We start from the raw sequence: 15,498 nt of genomic DNA, 5'->3' as shown, positions 1-15,498 counted from the left end.
GAGGCCATGGTCGAGCATCTGCTGGCGGCGCTGCGGGTACTCGACCTGTCCGGCGAGGAGGGCGACGCGGTCACCCGCCCGTTCGCCGACCTGGGCGCCGACGTGCTGAAAGTGGAGCCGCCGGGCGGCAGTCCGGCGCGCACCCGGCCACCGACGCTGGGCGGCATGGGCGTGCAGTTCGCTTTGCACCACGCCAACAAGCGCAGCACGGTGCTGGACCCCTCCGACCGGAGCGATCGCGCACGGCTGATGGAGCTCGCCGCCAGCGCCGACATCGTCGTCGACAGCGGGATGCCCGGGCAGGCCGCGGCCTATGGAACATCGTGCGCCGAACTGGCCGATCGATTTGCGCACCTGGTGGCGCTGTCGGTCACCGATTTCGGCACCACCGGTCCGCGCTCGGCGTGGCGGGCCACCGATCCGGTGCTCTATGCGCTGTCCGGCTCGCTGTCCCGATCGGGCCCGACCACCGGGACTCCGGTGTTACCGCCTGACGGGATTGCCTCGGCCACCGCGGCGGTGCAAGCCGGCTGGGCTGCGCTTGTCGCTTACTACAACCGATTACGATGTGGCACAGGCGATTACATCGACTTTTCCCGGTTCGACGCTGTCGTGATGGCGCTTGACCCGGCCTTCGGGGCGCACGGTCAGGTCGCCGCGGGCATCCGCAGCCCCAACCGGTGGCGCGGACGCCCGAGGAATCAGGACGCCTACCCGATCTACCCGTGCAAGGACGGCTACGTCCGGATCTGTGTGATGTCGCCGCGCCAGTGGCACGGGCTGCGCCGCTGGCTGGGGGAGCCCGCGGAGTTTCAGGACCCCAAATACGACGTGATCGCCGCGCGTTTCGCAGCCTGGCCGCAGATCGGCGCGCTGGTTCAGAAGTTGTTCGCCGAGCAGACGATGCACGAGCTGGTATCGGCCGGGCAGGCGCACGGCGTGCCGATCGCAGCGGTGCTGTCCCCGGCGCAGATCCTGGCATCCGATCACTTTCAGGCGGTGGGCGCCATTGCCGATGCCGAGCTGGTCCCCGGTGTGCACGCCACGATCCCGGTCGGCTACTTCTCCGTCGACGGTCGGCGCGCCGGGTTCCGGGCACCCGCGCCGGCCGCCGGGCGAGACGACGCGCGCTGGCTGGCCGAGGAGGTTGCTATTCCGGTGCACGGACGGGCCACCCGGCCGTTCGACGGGCTGCGGATCATCGACCTAGGCATCATCGTGGCCGGCGGCGAACTCAGCCGGCTCTTCGGTGATCTGGGGGCCGAGGTGATCAAGGTCGAAAGCACCGCCTATCCCGACGGCTTGCGACAGACCCGGGTCGGTGACGCGATGAGCGAGTCATTTGCCTGGACCCGCCGCAACAGCCTCGCCTTCGGTGTCGACCTGCGCAGCGAAGCGGGCAAGCACGTCTTCGGCGACCTGGTCGCCTGCGCCGACGCGGTGTTCGCCAACTTCAAACCGGGAACGCTTGCCGCCCTTGGCTTTCCGTATGAGACGCTGCGCAACCTGAACCGGCGGATCGTGCTCGCGGAGAGCAGCGCCTTCGGCGACACCGGCCCGTGGAGCAGCCGACTGGGCTACGGACCGTTGGTTCGCTCCACCGCGGGGGTCACCAAGCTGTGGACCTCCGAAGAGGCCGTCACCGATGACGCACGGCATAACTTCTACGACGCGACAACGGTCTTCCCCGACCACGTCGTCGGGCGAATCGCCGCGATGGGGGCCTTGGCCGCGCTGATCCACCGCGACCGCACCGGCGAGGGGACGCGTGTGCATGTCTCGCAGGCCGAGGCCGTCGTCAACCAACTCGACGCCCGTTATGTCACCGACGCTGCACGCGCGGCCGGCCGCGCCGAGTTGCGCGACGACACCACCGTGCACGACGTCTACCCGTGCGCCGGTGACGACGAATGGTGTGTGATCTCGGTCCGCTGCGATGCCGACTGGCGCTCGGCCACAGCGGTTTTCGGCCGGCCCGAGCTGGCTGCTGACGAGCGGTTCGCCACCGGCGAGGCGAGAACCGCCCACCGGCGCGAGTTGCGCGCGGAGGTATCCGCGTGGACCCGCACCCGCACCCCGGTGGAGATCGCCGAGGCGCTGCAATCCGCCGGCGTGCCCGCCGGCCAGATGAACCGCCCGCCGGATGTGCTCGAAGACCAGCAGCTGGCCGAGCGAAAGCTGTTCGCCGACATGACGCATCCCCTCTTCGACCATGCGCTGCCGGCCGAAACCGGCCCCGCGCCGTTTCGCCACATCCCGCCGGCGCTGCAACGGCCGGCGCCCCTGCCCGGCCAGCACACCCGCGAAATCTGTCGCAAAACGCTCGGGATGAGCAGCGAGCAAACCGAGCAGCTGATCAGCGATGGTGTGCTGTTCGCACTCGTGGAGAACCCCTAGCATGCCCGTCGACCCCAGGACACCCGTGCTGATCGGCTACGGCCAGGTCAACCAGCGCGACGACTGGGATGACGTGAACACCGTCGAACCCGTGGATTTGATGGTCGCCGCGGCCCGCCGGGCCGCCGATCCGCGCGTGCTCGAGGCGGTCGACGCCATCCGGGTGGTGAATATTTTCTCGGCGCGCTACCGCGACCCCGGTCTGCTGCTTGGCCAGCGCATCGGCGCCGACCGGCCGGCCACTCGTTACAGCGGCGTCGGCGGCAACGTGCCGCAGTCGCTGGTCAACCAGGCCTGCCTGGACATCCAGCGCGGCCGCTCGGACGTGGTGCTGCTGGCCGGGGCGGAAATGTGGCGCAGCCGAATGCAATTGCGGGCCAAGGGCGCAAAACTCGTCTGGACCCGGCAGGACGAGTCGGTCCCGGTGGCCCCGGGCGGTGACGACCACGTGCCGATGGCCGGTCCGGCCGAGGAGCGCATCCGGCTGGATCGCCCCGCGTACGTGTATCCATTGTTCGAGCAGGCATTGCGGATCAGCGCGGGGGAGTCGATCGAGGACCACCGCAAGTTCATCGGCGAGCTGTGGGCACGGTTCAACGCTGTGGCAGTACGCAATCCCCACGCTTGGATTCGCAAACCCGTTGCGGCCGAAGAGATCTGCCAGGACGGTCCGACGAACCGGATGATCAGCTGGCCCTACACCAAGCTGATGAACTCCAACAACATGGTCGACCAGTCCGCAGCACTGATCCTGGCATCGGTCGAGGCCGCCAACCGGCTGCAGGTCCCGACCGAGCGCTGGATCTACCCGTACGCGGGCACCGATGCCCACGACACCTACGCGATCAGCGAACGCGACGAGCTGCACCAGTCGCCGGCCATCCGGATCGCCGGTGCGCGCGCACTGGAGCTGACCGGTATCGGCATCGACGACGTGGACTACGTCGACCTGTACTCGTGCTTTCCGTCCGCAGTGCAGGTAGCGGCTGCCGAGCTGGGGCTGTCGGTTGACGATCCGGCCCGGCCGCTGACCGTCACCGGCGGGCTGACCTTTGCCGGCGGCCCGTGGAACAACTATGTCACCCACTCGATCGCGACGATGGCCGGGCTGCTGGCCGCCAACCCGGGGCGGCGCGGCCTGATCACCGCTAACGGCGGCTACCTGACCAAACACAGCGTGGGCGTATACGGCACCGAGCCACCACCGTCGGAATTCCGTTGGGAAGACGTGCAATCCGCGGTCGATCGAGAGCCCACCAGGCGTGCGGCAGTGGAATGGGAAGGTGTCGGCACCATCGAATCCTGGACCACGCCGTTTGACCGCGACGGCCGGCCGGAGAAGGCTTTCCTCGCGGTTCGCACACCTGACGAGAGTCGGACCTTGGCGGTGATAGTCGATCCGGCGGCGGCGGAGGCGACGGTGCGTGACGACATCGCCGGCGCCAAAGTGGCCATCCGCGCCGACGGCACCGCGACGCTACCGTAACCCGGTTGGACTTAACCAATTCTGACGTAAGTGTTAAAAGCCGCGTGACAACGCTGGCCGCGCGCCTATTGTCAAAAGTGCACCTGTTGGAGGTGAGCCGGCGTGCACATTCTGGTAACTGGCGTCACCGGAGTGGTAGGGCGGGCTGCGGCCCGACAGCTGATCGCCGCTGGACACGCCGTCACCGGCATCGCCAGACACCCGCACGCATACCTGGACCCCGACGTCGACTTGGTTTGCGCATCGCTTCGCGGCCCGATTCTGCAGCGTCTGGCCGACGAATCCGACGTGGTGATTCACCTGGCCCCAGTCGAGCACGCCGCGCCGGGCGGCACCGGGATCGACGGGGTAGTGCAAGTCACCCATGCGGCGGCCCGTGCGGGCGCCCGGCTGATCTACCTGTCCCAGGCAGCCGGGCAGCCCGAGCTGTACCGCCAGGCCGAGGCGCTGGTGTCCACCGGTTGGGCGCCGAATTTGATCGTCCGGATGGCGCCGCCGATGGGTCGCCAGCTCGACTGGATGGTCTGCCGCACCGTCGCCAGCCTGTTGCGCGCCAAGGATTCGGCCACGCCCCTGCGGCTGCTGCATCTGGACGACCTGGCGCGCTTCCTGGTGCTGGCGGTGGCGACCAACCGCACCGGGGTGCTCGACTTGGCGACCCCGGACACCACTCATGTGGTAACCGCGCGCCAGCTGCTCCGATCCGTCGACCTGCGGCCCCGGCTTGCCCGGCTGCCGACCTGGGCACAACTGATTCCCGCGATGGACGTCACCGCGGTGCAGGAGGACTGGCAGTTCGAATTCGGCTGGCGCGCAGCCGACGCCGTCGCCGATACGGCGCGCGGACTCGCCGGTCGCCGGGTTGACCGCCAGGGCGCTTTCGACCTGCCCGGCCATCTGCCGGTTCCGCTGGAGGCCGCCCCGCGGGCCGCGCCGTTCGACGGCAGACCGTTGCAATCAGCCGCGCCCGACGGCCTGGAAGGCGAGTTCGACGACCGGATCGACCCCCGGTTCCCGGTCTTCAGCGCGACCACCTTGGCGCAAACGCTGCCGGGCCCGTTGACCCCGATGACGCTCGACGTTCAGCTGGCCGGCCTGCGCACTGCCAACCGGGTGATGAGCAAGGTGATGGCGCTGGGCGACGTCGTCGCCACCGAGTGGGGAAGTCGGGCCATCGCCGTGTTCGGTCACCGCCCGTATGTCGGAATCTCGGCCAGCGTGATCGCTGCGAGCCAGCTGCCCGGCTGGGACGTCGATACCCTTGTGCAACATTCGCTGGGCGACCTGCACACGCGCGTCCTTTTACCGCTCGGCGGGCCGCCGCTGCCCGGCGGGGTGCTCGGGTCCGCCGCCAAGGCCGTGTTGCTGAAGCGGGCACTGGCATTGTTGCGCCACCTGAAGAACGACACCCAGGCCTACGTCGCCGCCGCGACCGCCGAGCACCTCGGCGCCGCCCAACTGAGCTCGCTCTCGGACGCCGGCCTTGCGGTGCGAACACGATTCCTGCGCGACCGAATCCACCAGGGCTGGTGCCTCACCGCGCTCTGGGTGATCGACACCGGCTTCACCGCGGCGACGCTGGAGCGCACCGGCACACGTGCCGCCGTTTCCGGCGTGCCCGGGCTGGGCGCGCTGGTGGACAGCAGCCGCATCGCAGTCGAGACCGCGGCGCTGGCCGTGCTGCTCCGCGGTGATCCACGGGTGTGCACATTGGCACGAGACGGCGATGTCGACGGCATCCGCAGGCTGTCTCCGGGCATCGCCGCGGCTGCCGACGCGGCCGCGGCCCGGATCGCGCACCGCGGGCCCGGTGAAGGGGAGCTGGCCAACCCGATGTACGACGATAATCCGGCGATGCTGCTCGGCGCCGCCGCGCGTGCTACTACCGTGTCCGCAGGGGAGCCGGGATGGTCGCCGGACGGGGCGGCGGACGGCCTTGCTGAGCGCATGGCGATCAACGCCCGTGCATCTCGGGAGCTGGCCAACGACACCACCATGCGTTTCACGCATGAACTGCGAATGACTCTGCGCGAGTTGGGGTCTCGGCGGGCTGCGGCTGAGCTCCTCGATGCCGCCGATGACGTGTACTACCTCACTTGCGACGAGCTGCTCAGCATGCCCGCCGATGCGCGCCTGCGGATCAAACGCCGGCGCGCCGAACGCGAGCGGCTACAGGGCCTGCGCCTGCCCGACGTGTTCGACCACACCTGGCACCCGCTCGACTGATTCAGCGGGCCAGCTGGTAGACGTTGTCGGCCGAAGTCGAGGCGACACCGAGTTCGGCCGCGACCGTGTCGATCGCTTTCTGGGCGACGTCGATGTCCACTCGGCCGTCGGCACTGAAATACGGCTTGATGTAGCGGTCATAGTGCTGCTGCGCCTCGTCGCGGGTCAGGCGATTGAGCAATGCGGCGACGTAATCGACGGCCAGATCGGGCTGTTCGGCGATCGCTTTCAGCGCGCGCCGGTTGGCCCGCACCAACGCCTGAAGCGCCGGGCTGACAATCGAGAGCCGTGACGTGTCGGCGGCGATTCCCACCGCGGGGATCTGAAAGTGATCCCCGACCCAGGCCAGCACGTGGAAACCCTCTTCCGCGGCGACCTGTTCGGGTGCCAGCGTGCTGCCGACGTATGCCGCGTCTACAGAGCCGTCCCGAAGCCGCCGCAGATCCATCTGATAATCGCCCGGAGACCGGATCACGCAATCGAGATCATGGTCGGGGTCAAGACCGTGCTTGCGCAACACGATCCGCGCGAAGCATCCGGGGGCGGTGTGCGGCGCGTGAACGGCGAGCCGACGACCGCGCAGATCGGCCATGGATTGCACGTCTGCGCCGCCGAGGAACCAAAACAGCGGACGATGCGTGTTGACGCACAGCGCCTGCCACTCGAGCCCGTCGGTCAACCGCGACACCAGCGCGCGGCCGATACCGATCGACGCACCGCCTCGCAGCCTTTCCGTCTCCCAACCGCTTCCGTCGCGCAGCGCCACATGGACACCTTCGTCGTCGAAATAGCCTTCCTGTTCGGCGACGTGGGCGACCAGTTCCTCGTGGATGCCGCGCCCGACATAGGCCAAATCGATCGTGTGCATGTTCAGTCCATTGCAAGCCCGCCGTTGACGGGAATGTAATGCCCGGTGGTGAAACCGGAATCGTCACTCGCCAAGAACGCCACGGTCTTGGCCACCTCGTCGGGAGTGACGAGCCGTCCCATCGGTGCGGCCGCGCCGAGTGCGCGCATCTGCTCGGGCGTCAGCTGCTCGGTCACCCGTGTTTCATCGACCGTCGCCGGCGCGACGAGGTTGGCCGTGATACCGCGCGGCGCAAGCTCGAGCGCGACGAAGCGGACGAACTGGTCCAGCGCCGCCTTGGCAGTGCCCAGGGTGATCATCCCGTCACGCGGACGCCGCGACAGCCCGGTGGTGAGATAGATCAGTCGTCCGTAGCCACTGGAAAGCATCTTCGGCACAACGGCTTTCGTCACCAAGAACGCAGCATGCAGTTCTTGTTCCAGCTTGCCGCCGAGCTGTTCCCAGGTGAGCTCTGCGAAGGATGTGACCGCAAACGGTATCAACGCGTTGTGCACCAGCACGTCCACTCCGCCCCACCGCTGCCCGATTTCATCCGACATCGCCGACACATCATCGGCGGCGGTGACATCGGCCCGAATCGGGACGGCTTCACCCCCGGCTGCGGTGATGGCGCCGACCACCTCCTGCGCCTCCGCGGCGCTGGCGCGGTAGTTGACCACCACCCGAAACCCGCGGCCGGCGAGAACCCGGGCGGCGGCCGCGCCGATTCCGCGGCTGGCGCCGGTGATCAGCGCAACTCGGGACATCGGCACAGGCCTAGCCGACCAGCTCGCCCAGCGGCGCCTGTGGATCGGCCAACCGATCGCGGTCTACCGGGCGCCTGGACCGGATCAGTTCCTTGACGTCGTCGAGCACATCCCAGATGTTGACGTTCATTCCGGCCAGCACCCGGTTGTCGGCGTCGAGCCAGAACGCGACGAATTCACGCCCGTCGACGTCGCCGCGGAACACCACCCGGTCATAGCTCGGCGCGTGGCCGGCATACTCCATCCCGAGGTCGTACTGGTCGGTGAAAAAGTAAGGCAATTCGGCGTATTCGGTCGATTCACCGAGCATGCCGGCGACCGCAATGGCGGGCTGTTTGAGCGCGTTGGCCCAGTGTTCGGTGCGGATTCTGGTACCGAACAGCGGATGTTCGGCGGCGGCGATGTCACCCACCGCGTAGATGTCGGCATCGCTGGTGTGCAGCGTTGCGTCGACCAGCACCCCGCCATCGCCCATCGCCAGACCGGCTTGTTCGGCGAGTTCGATGTTGGGTTGCGCGCCGACAGCCACCAGCACGGCGTCGGCGGCGATCGTCGACCCGTCGCGCAGACGCAGCCCCGTGGCCTTGCCGTCGGCGGTCGAGATCTCCTCGACCGCAGACTCCAACCGCAGGTCGACGCCATGGTCACGATGCAGCTTGGCGAATACGGTGCCGACCTCTTCGCCGAGCGCGGCCATCAGCGGCAGCTTCGCGGTCTCGACGACGGCGACGTTGACACCGCGCTGGCGGGCGCTGGCGGCCACTTCCAGCCCGATCCAGCCGGCGCCCACCACGGCCAGCGAAGAGCCTTCCGCCAGTTGGGAATTCAGCGCTTCGCCGTCGTCATATGTCCGTAGATAAAGAACTCCGGCGGCATCGGCGCCCGGGATGGGCAAGCGCCGGGAGCGCGACCCGGTGGCCAGTAGCAGCTTGTCGTATCCGACGGTGCTGTCGTCGGCGAGACCGACGGTGTGCGCAGCCGCATCCACCGATACCGCCAGGGCACCAAGCCGCAGGTCAACATCGTGCTCCTGGTACCAGGCGGAGTCGTGCACGGTGAACTCGCTCAGCGACTTTTTGCCGGCGAGGAATTCCTTCGAGAGCGGAGGCCGCTCGTAGGGCAGATGCTCTTCTTCGGCGATGAGAACGACTTGCCCGTCGAAGTCTTTGTCGCGCAAGGCTTCCGCCGCCTTGGCTCCGGCGAGCCCGCCGCCCACGATGACAAAAGTAGTCGACTTGGCCATGCAGACAGCCTACTCGGCGCGGGTCAACCCAAAAGGTCCCGCAAAAAGAGGGCGTTGCGAACGGCATGGCCGTGCGGGTCGTTGTTGAAGTACAACCAGACGTCTCTGCCTTCGCCGTCCCAGGCCGCGATCCGGTCGGCCCAGCTTTTCAACTCATCGGGCGAGTAGGAGCCCGCGTACATCGAATCCGGGTCCGGGCCATGCATCCGCGCATACACGAAATCGGTGGTTGCCCGCGGAATGCAAGGCAGCCCGGCACCGCTCATCACGACGTAGGCGGCACGGTGGCTGTGCAGCACGGCATACACCGCGGGGTCGTTCCAGGACGGGTGGCGCAGTTCGACGGCCACCCTGATGGACTCCGGCACACTGGCGAGAAAGCCATCGAGGCGCGCGTCATCGCGGCGTTGCTCGGGATGCAGCTGAACCAGCAGCACACCGCGGCGATCACCGAGCAGCTGCCAGCAGCGCTCGAATCGCTCAATCCACGGCTCCGGCGCGGTCAGCCGCCGGTAGTGGGTGAGGCCGCGATGCGCCTTCACCGACATCGCGAATCCATCGGGCAGCTGCTGGCGCCACCCGGCGAACGTCGAATCCTTGGGCCAGCGATAGAAACTGGCGTTCAATTCGACCGTGTCGAACACTTCGACGTAGCGGGCCAATCGGCGCGACGACGCCAATCCGGGCGGGTAGAGCACGTCGGCCCAATGGTCATAAGACCATCCGGAGGTGCCGATCCGCACGCTCACCGGCGGCTCAACCGGACACCTGCCGGCGCACGTCGGCATCCAGTGACGCCCGCACCAGGGCTGCGGCCAGGCGTGCGTTGGAGCGCGGCGCCAGCGAACCCAGTTCCGCCGGATCGGTGGGCAAACCCAGCTGCTTGGCGGCGCCGGTGGCCCGCTTGTCGAAATACGGCCTCGCCCAAGTCCATACGTCTTGCACTTCGCGCAGGAAGATGTCGGCACCGGTGGCTCCGATTCCGTTGAACTGCTGGAGCATCCCGGCGGCCGTCCGTGCATTGTGTTCGCTGCGTCGTGCGAGTTCGCGCAAATCACCGGAGTACTCGTCGCGCACCCGCTCGGCGATGTCGGTGAGCCGGGTGGCTGAGCTCTCGTCGTAGCGCACATAGTGGGCGCGACCGAACGCGCTGATCATGGTGCGCCGGTTCGACGCCAGCACCGCCTTCGGCGTTCGCAAACCCGCTTTGAACAATTCACGCCCCGCGCGCATGGCGATCGATGCGTCAATCGGCTTGCTGGACAACATGCACAGCACCAGCAGCTGGAAAAGCGGCATCGGCTTATCGCTGACGCGGACTCCCGCCTCCGCCGCGTATGTGGTGCCCGCGACCTTCAGCAGCCGTCGCACCAGCTGCGCCTGCTCGTCCATAACGCACGGCGTACCCGCGAGGCCAGCTCACAAACGCGCCGTCATTTGGGCGGCAGGCTGCTGGCGTAGTCAGCCCCACGGGTCACCCAGGTCTGCAGCTGACGTTTGGTTTTCACCCCGTCGGCGTCCACCCGCAGCCAGCCGCGGGCTTCGCGGCCCCGCATCACCATCGGGCTGACGTGGGCGCGATCGAGCAGCTTGTCTGAGTCCTGCGGCGAGACTCGCACCAGCAGGCCGCCCTGACCGCTGGCCGCCACGGACATGTTGCCGTTGATCAAGAAGGCGAGCCCGCCGAACATCGGCTTTTCCTCGACGCCCCGCACGCCGGACAACGCCTCGCGGATCCGCTCGGCAAGCTCCCTGTCATACGCCATGCGCAGACGTTAGTCGAGATCCACCCGGATGGTCAGTAAGTCGCTGCCCATCAGGCGGACCGCGGCGCTGTTGAGTCCGGGCAGGCTACGCAGGCGCGCTTTCGCGTCGTCGTCGGGCATCAGGTGGGCGGTTCCGGTGCGCCACCGCCCGTGAACCCGCACCCGCACCTTCGGATTGGCCTTGATGTTGAGCACGTAGTGCGATCGCTCGCCGTGCTCGGAGACCATCCAGAACTGGTTGTCGATCACCCGGCCACCGATCGCGGTGCGCCGAGGCTGGCCCGACTTGCGGCCGATGGTTTCCAACATCGTCAGCGGCAGCTTTCGGCCAACCGGGTTGACGACGAGGCGCTGCACATTGTGGACGACGCGCCGCTTGAGGTTGTTCACGCCCGCGAACGTTACGCGGCCGCCACACCCACCTCAACGGGCTCCAGCGCCTGGGCGACGATCTCGGCGACGTCGGTCATCGGCTTGACGTCCAGCGCGTCGAGCACCTCGGTGGGCACGTCGTCCAGGTCAGGCTCGTTGCGCGCCGGGATGAACACCGTTGAGAGCCCGGCCCGCTGGGCGGCCAGCAGCTTCTGCTTGACGCCGCCGATCGGCAGCACCCGGCCGTTCAGTGTCACCTCACCAGTCATCCCGACATCGGCACGGACCTGGCGGCCGGTGGCCATCGACACCAGTGCGGTCACCATGGTCACGCCGGCCGAAGGGCCGTCCTTGGGGACGGCACCGGCGGGCACGTGCACATGGATGCGCCCGCTGAGGGCCGTCGGGTCGACACCGAGCTCCGATGCGTGTGAGCGCACATACGACAGCGCGATCTGCGCGGACTCCTTCATCACGTCGCCGAGCTGTCCGGTGAGCTGCAATCCGGGCTCACCGTCGTTGCTACTGGCCTCGATGTAGAGCACGTCGCCGCCCAGGCCGGTCACGGCCAGCCCCGTCGCCACCCCGGGCACAGCGGTGCGCTCGGCCGATTCCGGTGTGAACCGCGGCCGACCGAGGTAGCCGACCAGGTCGGGTTCGTCGATCGTCACCGGCCCCGCAGCATCGCCGAGTTTGGTGGTGACCTTGCGCATCGCCTTGGCCAGCAGTCGCTCGAACTGCCGCACGCCGGGCTCGCGGGTGTAGTCGGCGGCGATTTTGCGCAGCGCCGCGTCCGTCACCGTGACTTCGTCGGCAGTCAGGCCGGCCCGCTCGCGCTGGCGCGGCAGCAGGAAGTCGCGGGCGATGGCCAGCTTGTCGTCCTCGGTGTAGCCGTCGATCTGCACCAGCTCCATGCGGTCCAACAGCGCCGACGGGATGTTCTCGATGACGTTGGCGGTAGCCAGGAACATCACATCGGAGAGATCCAGATCCAGGTCGAGGTAGTGGTCGCGGAAGGTGTGGTTCTGCGCCGGGTCCAAGACCTCGAGCAGCGCGGCGGCAGGGTCGCCGCGATAATCCGAGCCGACCTTGTCGATCTCGTCAAGCAGCACAACCGGATTCATCGACCCGGCCTCACCGATCGCGCGCACAATGCGGCCAGGCAACGCGCCCACATAAGTGCGCCGATGCCCGCGGATCTCGGCCTCGTCGCGCACGCCGCCCAGCGCGACCCGGACGAACTTGCGGCTCAGTGCCCGCGCCACGCTCTCGCCCAGCGACGTCTTGCCGACGCCGGGCGGGCCGGCCAGCACCATCACCGCGCCGGAGCCGCGACCGCCGACGACCTGCAGACCGCGCTGCGCGCGGCGGGCCCGCACGGCCAGGTACTCCACGATGCGGTCCTTGACGTCCTCCAGGCCGTGGTGGTCGGCGTCCAGGATTTCTCGCGCCGCTTTGAGGTCGGTGGAGTCGTCTGTCTTGACGTTCCACGGCAGGTCGAGCACGGTGTCCAGCCAGGTCCGGATCCAGCCGCCTTCGGGGCTTTGCTCGCTGGCGCGTTCCAGCTTGCCGACCTCCCGCAGCGCGGCCTCGCGCACCTTTTCGGGTAGATCGGCGGCCTCGATGCGGGCCCGGTAATCATCGGAGCCTTCGGGCTCGCCCTCGCCAAGCTCCTTGCGGATCGCCGCCAACTGCTGACGCAGCAGGAACTCCTTCTGCTGCCTTTCCATGCCTTCCCGCACATCCTCGGCGATCTTGTCGTTGACCTCGACCTCGGCGAGGTGGTCGCTGGTCCAGTCGATCAGCACGCGTAGCCGCTCGGCGACATCGGCGGTCTCCAGCAGCTGACGTTTCTGTACGTCGGTCAGATACGACGCATATCCGGATGTGTCGGCCAGCGCGGACGGGTCGCTGATCTGGTTGACGACGTCGACGATCTGCCACGCCTCGCGTCGCTGCAACATCGCCAGCAGCAGCTTCTTGTATTCGGCCGCCAGCGCACGAGTCTGGTCGGTGGGTTCGGGCTCGGTGACCTCCGTCACCTCCACCCAGAGCGCGGCTCCGCTGCCGCTGGTGCCCGCGCCGATCTGGGCCCGGCGCTCACCGCGGACGATCGCGGCGGCCCCGCCGCCGGCGACGCGGCCGACCTGCAGGATCGACGCCAGCACGCCGTAGGACGGGTAGCGGTCGTCGAGCCGTGGGGCGATCAGCAGCTGGCCAGACGCGCTGGCCCGGGCGGCGTCGACCGCCGTTCGGGCGGCGTCGTCAAGGGCGATCGGGACCACCATTCCGGGCAGCACGATCGGGTCGCTGACAAACAACACCGGCACTGATTTGGCTTCAGCCATCAATCCTCCAAAGTTAAGTCTTGTGCACTCAACCTTGGTGATGGCCGGTTTGTTCCCGTCGCGCGGACCCGCGCTGACGGGCCCGGAACGCCTGGACTTTGGCGCGGTTGCCGCAGGTGCTCATCCCGCACCACTGCCGGTTCTTGGCTCGTGAGGCATCCACGTAGAGGCGTGTGCAGCCCGGGTCGGCACACCGTTTGACGTTCTCGATGTCGGCTCCGGCGAGCAGGTCAAGCGCATCCGCGGCCAGGCTTGCAAGCAATTGCGATGCGGTGCCCGCGCGGCGAACAGACCCGCTTCGCAGCAGTCGCGGTGTGAGCCGGCCTCCGGATGCGTGCTCGTTGAGCAGGTCGACGTGGGCGGATGCAGGCCGCCGGTCTTCGAGTCGGGCCATAACGGTCCGGTAGATGGCCTCTCGCAGCGCGAGGGCGGCGGCTAAATCGTCGTCGGTGACATCGATGGCAGCGTCCAGCAGCCCCGCTTGAACTGCCCAATCCGACAGCAGTTGCGGGTGGGTCAGCAGTTCTTCGTGCGCGGAATCCCGGCGCCTCACCGTCGCGGCGAAGTCGAGGCAGCGGCGCCCGCTCACGTAGACGAACCTCACAGGTAACCACCTTGACCGGTTTCATCGCCGAGCGCAAGCTGAAACCATATGAACCGGTTACGCAGCTGGACCGTCCTAGTGAGTAACCAGCCGCTGTATCTAGCAAATGAACGGTGAAAGGAGCCAACCGAAATGGACCTCTACCGCATCACGCACCCGCTGAGGTTGGCCAAAGGATCACACCAACCGGGCTCCGGCAAAGGCTGCGCAATGAACGTGGTTTCCTACATCAACGGTGATGAGCAGGTCACCGACTTTCCGACCTGCTCGGCCCGCCCGCTGAGCCTGCTCGTCCAGTCGTGCAACGACCTACTGGCCGGGCCCGACGGGTACCTGTCACCGGACAACAGCGTGCTCGCGCTCGACCTCGCTTGGCAGACGGTGGGAACCGCCGATGTTTGCGAGACCGTGGTCCACGCGTGGATCGCCGAGCTGTTGACAACTCCAACATGGGGCCTGCTGCGATACGCCAAAATCACTGCGCACAAAGCGATCCTCGATGTCGCCGCGTTGCACGAGGCCGCCGCATCTGGCGACGTGCCATCCATCGCCGACTGGGACGCCGCTGCCCGCGCCGCCCGCGCGGTGGCGATGACCCTCACAGGTGCCGGAATGCGCGCTGTCCAGGCCGCATACGAGTCGACCTCGTTCGTGCACAACGACCTGATGACACTTGACCGGGTGATCGCCCACACCCAGAACGTTCACGCGCTCGCAGGCGGAGGCACCACGGCGAACCGGCTGGCCGAGTTGACCCGGCACGCGATTCGCTCGTGGCGTCGTCTTGCTGGCCTGGACGAGGCGGGTGAGACCAGCCCGTCACCCGGCTCAGTCGATGTGGGTCGGTGGGTCGGCGAAGGCGAGGTCCCCAGGGTGCTGGTCGGGACCCATCAAGTCGCAGCGCCTCTCCGGCACTAGGTAGGAGCTGGCGCCGCGATACTCCAGGCGGGGCGCTGCCACACAACGTTGCCAGGTGCCGTCGGGCTGGATGGGTCCATCGCATTTGCTGATGACGGACCCTCCGTACTGGCAGCCGGCGCTGGCCGGCGGCGCCACGGCGATCAGCTCTGCGGCCATCAGCAGGCCAGCCAGTCCTCCGACGATGCAGCGCTTCATGGTGTCTCCCGTCCAACTGACGCTACCGCTTATCTAACTGGTTTCAGCGCGCTCGCAGGGGCGAACGACGTGCTGGTGTCCAGCACGCTGCGCGACCGCGTGATCGGGTCAGGAATTCGCAGTCGCCTCTGCGTAAAACCGTTGGGCCGCAGTCAGAAGGGTGGGGGGTCGTCGTCGCTGTCGGGTGGGGCCGGCCCGAAGTAGATCATGTATTCGGCCCGTCGGGCCATGCGGGCGTCGTGGTTTTGTCGGCGTTCGGTGGCGATGCGGTGGGCGCGGTTTTGCGCGCGGGTGCGACGGCGTTTGGGCATCATCGCACTCCGCTC

At 67.8% G+C, this 15,498-nt stretch carries 15 protein-coding genes; 5 read left to right on the top strand and 10 right to left on the bottom strand.

The window, feature by feature from the left end:
* Positions 1-6: 6 nt before the first annotated feature.
* From AWC06_RS06220 to AWC06_RS06210, 3 genes are all read left to right on the top strand, one after another.
* Positions 7-2,397, top strand: coding sequence for a CaiB/BaiF CoA transferase family protein (locus AWC06_RS06220; RefSeq protein ID WP_085195472.1), 2,391 nt, complete (start codon positions 7-9; stop codon positions 2,395-2,397).
* A gap of 1 nt (position 2,398) precedes the next feature.
* Positions 2,399-3,883 (top strand): acetyl-CoA acetyltransferase, encoded by a 1,485-nt coding sequence (locus AWC06_RS06215; RefSeq protein WP_085195470.1) that lies wholly within the window; start codon positions 2,399-2,401, stop codon positions 3,881-3,883.
* Between the two features lie 102 nt (positions 3,884-3,985).
* Positions 3,986-6,109: an NAD-dependent epimerase/dehydratase family protein gene (locus tag AWC06_RS06210; RefSeq protein WP_085195468.1), complete on the top strand. Its 2,124-nt coding sequence runs from the start codon at positions 3,986-3,988 to the stop codon at positions 6,107-6,109.
* Position 6,110: 1 nt separating this feature from the next.
* On the opposite strand, the gene AWC06_RS06205 is transcribed toward AWC06_RS06210, so the two are convergent.
* Genes AWC06_RS06205 through AWC06_RS06165 form a run of 9 tightly spaced genes read right to left on the bottom strand, consistent with a single transcriptional unit; the run spans position 6,111 to position 14,056 of the window.
* Positions 6,111-6,977, bottom strand: coding sequence for an ABC transporter substrate-binding protein (locus AWC06_RS06205; protein WP_085195466.1), 867 nt, complete (start codon positions 6,975-6,977; stop codon positions 6,111-6,113).
* Between the two features lie 2 nt (positions 6,978-6,979).
* The gene (locus tag AWC06_RS06200; RefSeq protein ID WP_085195464.1) at positions 6,980-7,723 is read right to left on the bottom strand and encodes an SDR family NAD(P)-dependent oxidoreductase; all 744 of its coding nucleotides are present in this window, start codon (positions 7,721-7,723) and stop codon (positions 6,980-6,982) included.
* Positions 7,724-7,733: 10 nt separating this feature from the next.
* Positions 7,734-8,966 (bottom strand): NAD(P)/FAD-dependent oxidoreductase, encoded by a 1,233-nt coding sequence (locus AWC06_RS06195; protein WP_085195462.1) that lies wholly within the window; start codon positions 8,964-8,966, stop codon positions 7,734-7,736.
* A 23-nt stretch (positions 8,967-8,989) separates the two neighbouring features.
* Entirely contained in the window at positions 8,990-9,715 is a 726-nt protein-coding gene (locus AWC06_RS06190) for a DUF72 domain-containing protein (RefSeq protein ID WP_085195460.1), read from the bottom strand.
* 7 nt (positions 9,716-9,722) lie between these two features.
* A complete protein-coding gene (locus AWC06_RS06185) occupies positions 9,723-10,358 on the bottom strand; it encodes an endonuclease (protein WP_085195458.1) in 636 nt (211 codons plus the stop codon).
* A 41-nt stretch (positions 10,359-10,399) separates the two neighbouring features.
* Complete coding sequence (locus tag AWC06_RS06180; protein ID WP_085195456.1) at positions 10,400-10,732, bottom strand: TfoX/Sxy family protein; 333 nt, start codon at positions 10,730-10,732, stop codon at positions 10,400-10,402.
* Between the two features lie 9 nt (positions 10,733-10,741).
* A complete protein-coding gene (locus tag AWC06_RS06175; protein WP_085195454.1) occupies positions 10,742-11,122 on the bottom strand; it encodes a nitroreductase family deazaflavin-dependent oxidoreductase in 381 nt (126 codons plus the stop codon).
* Positions 11,123-11,133: 11 nt separating this feature from the next.
* Positions 11,134-13,452: an endopeptidase La gene (lon, locus tag AWC06_RS06170; protein ID WP_085195452.1), complete on the bottom strand. Its 2,319-nt coding sequence runs from the start codon at positions 13,450-13,452 to the stop codon at positions 11,134-11,136.
* A gap of 28 nt (positions 13,453-13,480) precedes the next feature.
* Entirely contained in the window at positions 13,481-14,056 is a 576-nt protein-coding gene (locus tag AWC06_RS06165) for a CGNR zinc finger domain-containing protein (RefSeq protein WP_085195450.1), read from the bottom strand.
* A gap of 132 nt (positions 14,057-14,188) precedes the next feature.
* Here AWC06_RS06165 and AWC06_RS23560 point away from each other — a divergent pair, with 132 nt between their 5' ends.
* A complete protein-coding gene (locus AWC06_RS23560; protein ID WP_227371101.1) occupies positions 14,189-14,974 on the top strand; it encodes a hypothetical protein in 786 nt (261 codons plus the stop codon).
* Here the strand turns inward: AWC06_RS23560 and AWC06_RS23555 are convergent.
* Positions 14,885-15,133 carry a CDGP domain-containing protein gene (locus AWC06_RS23555; RefSeq protein ID WP_227371104.1) on the bottom strand — a complete coding sequence of 83 codons (249 nt, stop codon included), beginning with the start codon at positions 15,131-15,133 and terminating at the stop codon, positions 14,885-14,887. The two genes, AWC06_RS23560 and AWC06_RS23555, sit on opposite strands and share 90 nt — an antisense overlap.
* Between AWC06_RS23555 and AWC06_RS23385 the strand changes: the two genes are divergently transcribed.
* On the top strand, positions 15,066-15,209 hold the full coding sequence (locus tag AWC06_RS23385) for a hypothetical protein (RefSeq protein ID WP_211281918.1): 144 nt from the start codon (positions 15,066-15,068) through the stop codon (positions 15,207-15,209). The genes AWC06_RS23555 and AWC06_RS23385 overlap by 68 nt on opposite strands.
* Positions 15,210-15,498 lie beyond the last annotated feature (289 nt).

The organism is Mycobacterium fragae, assembly GCF_002102185.1.
Classification (GTDB): domain Bacteria; phylum Actinomycetota; class Actinomycetes; order Mycobacteriales; family Mycobacteriaceae; genus Mycobacterium; species Mycobacterium fragae.
This window is presented reverse-complemented; position numbering and strand designations above follow the sequence as displayed.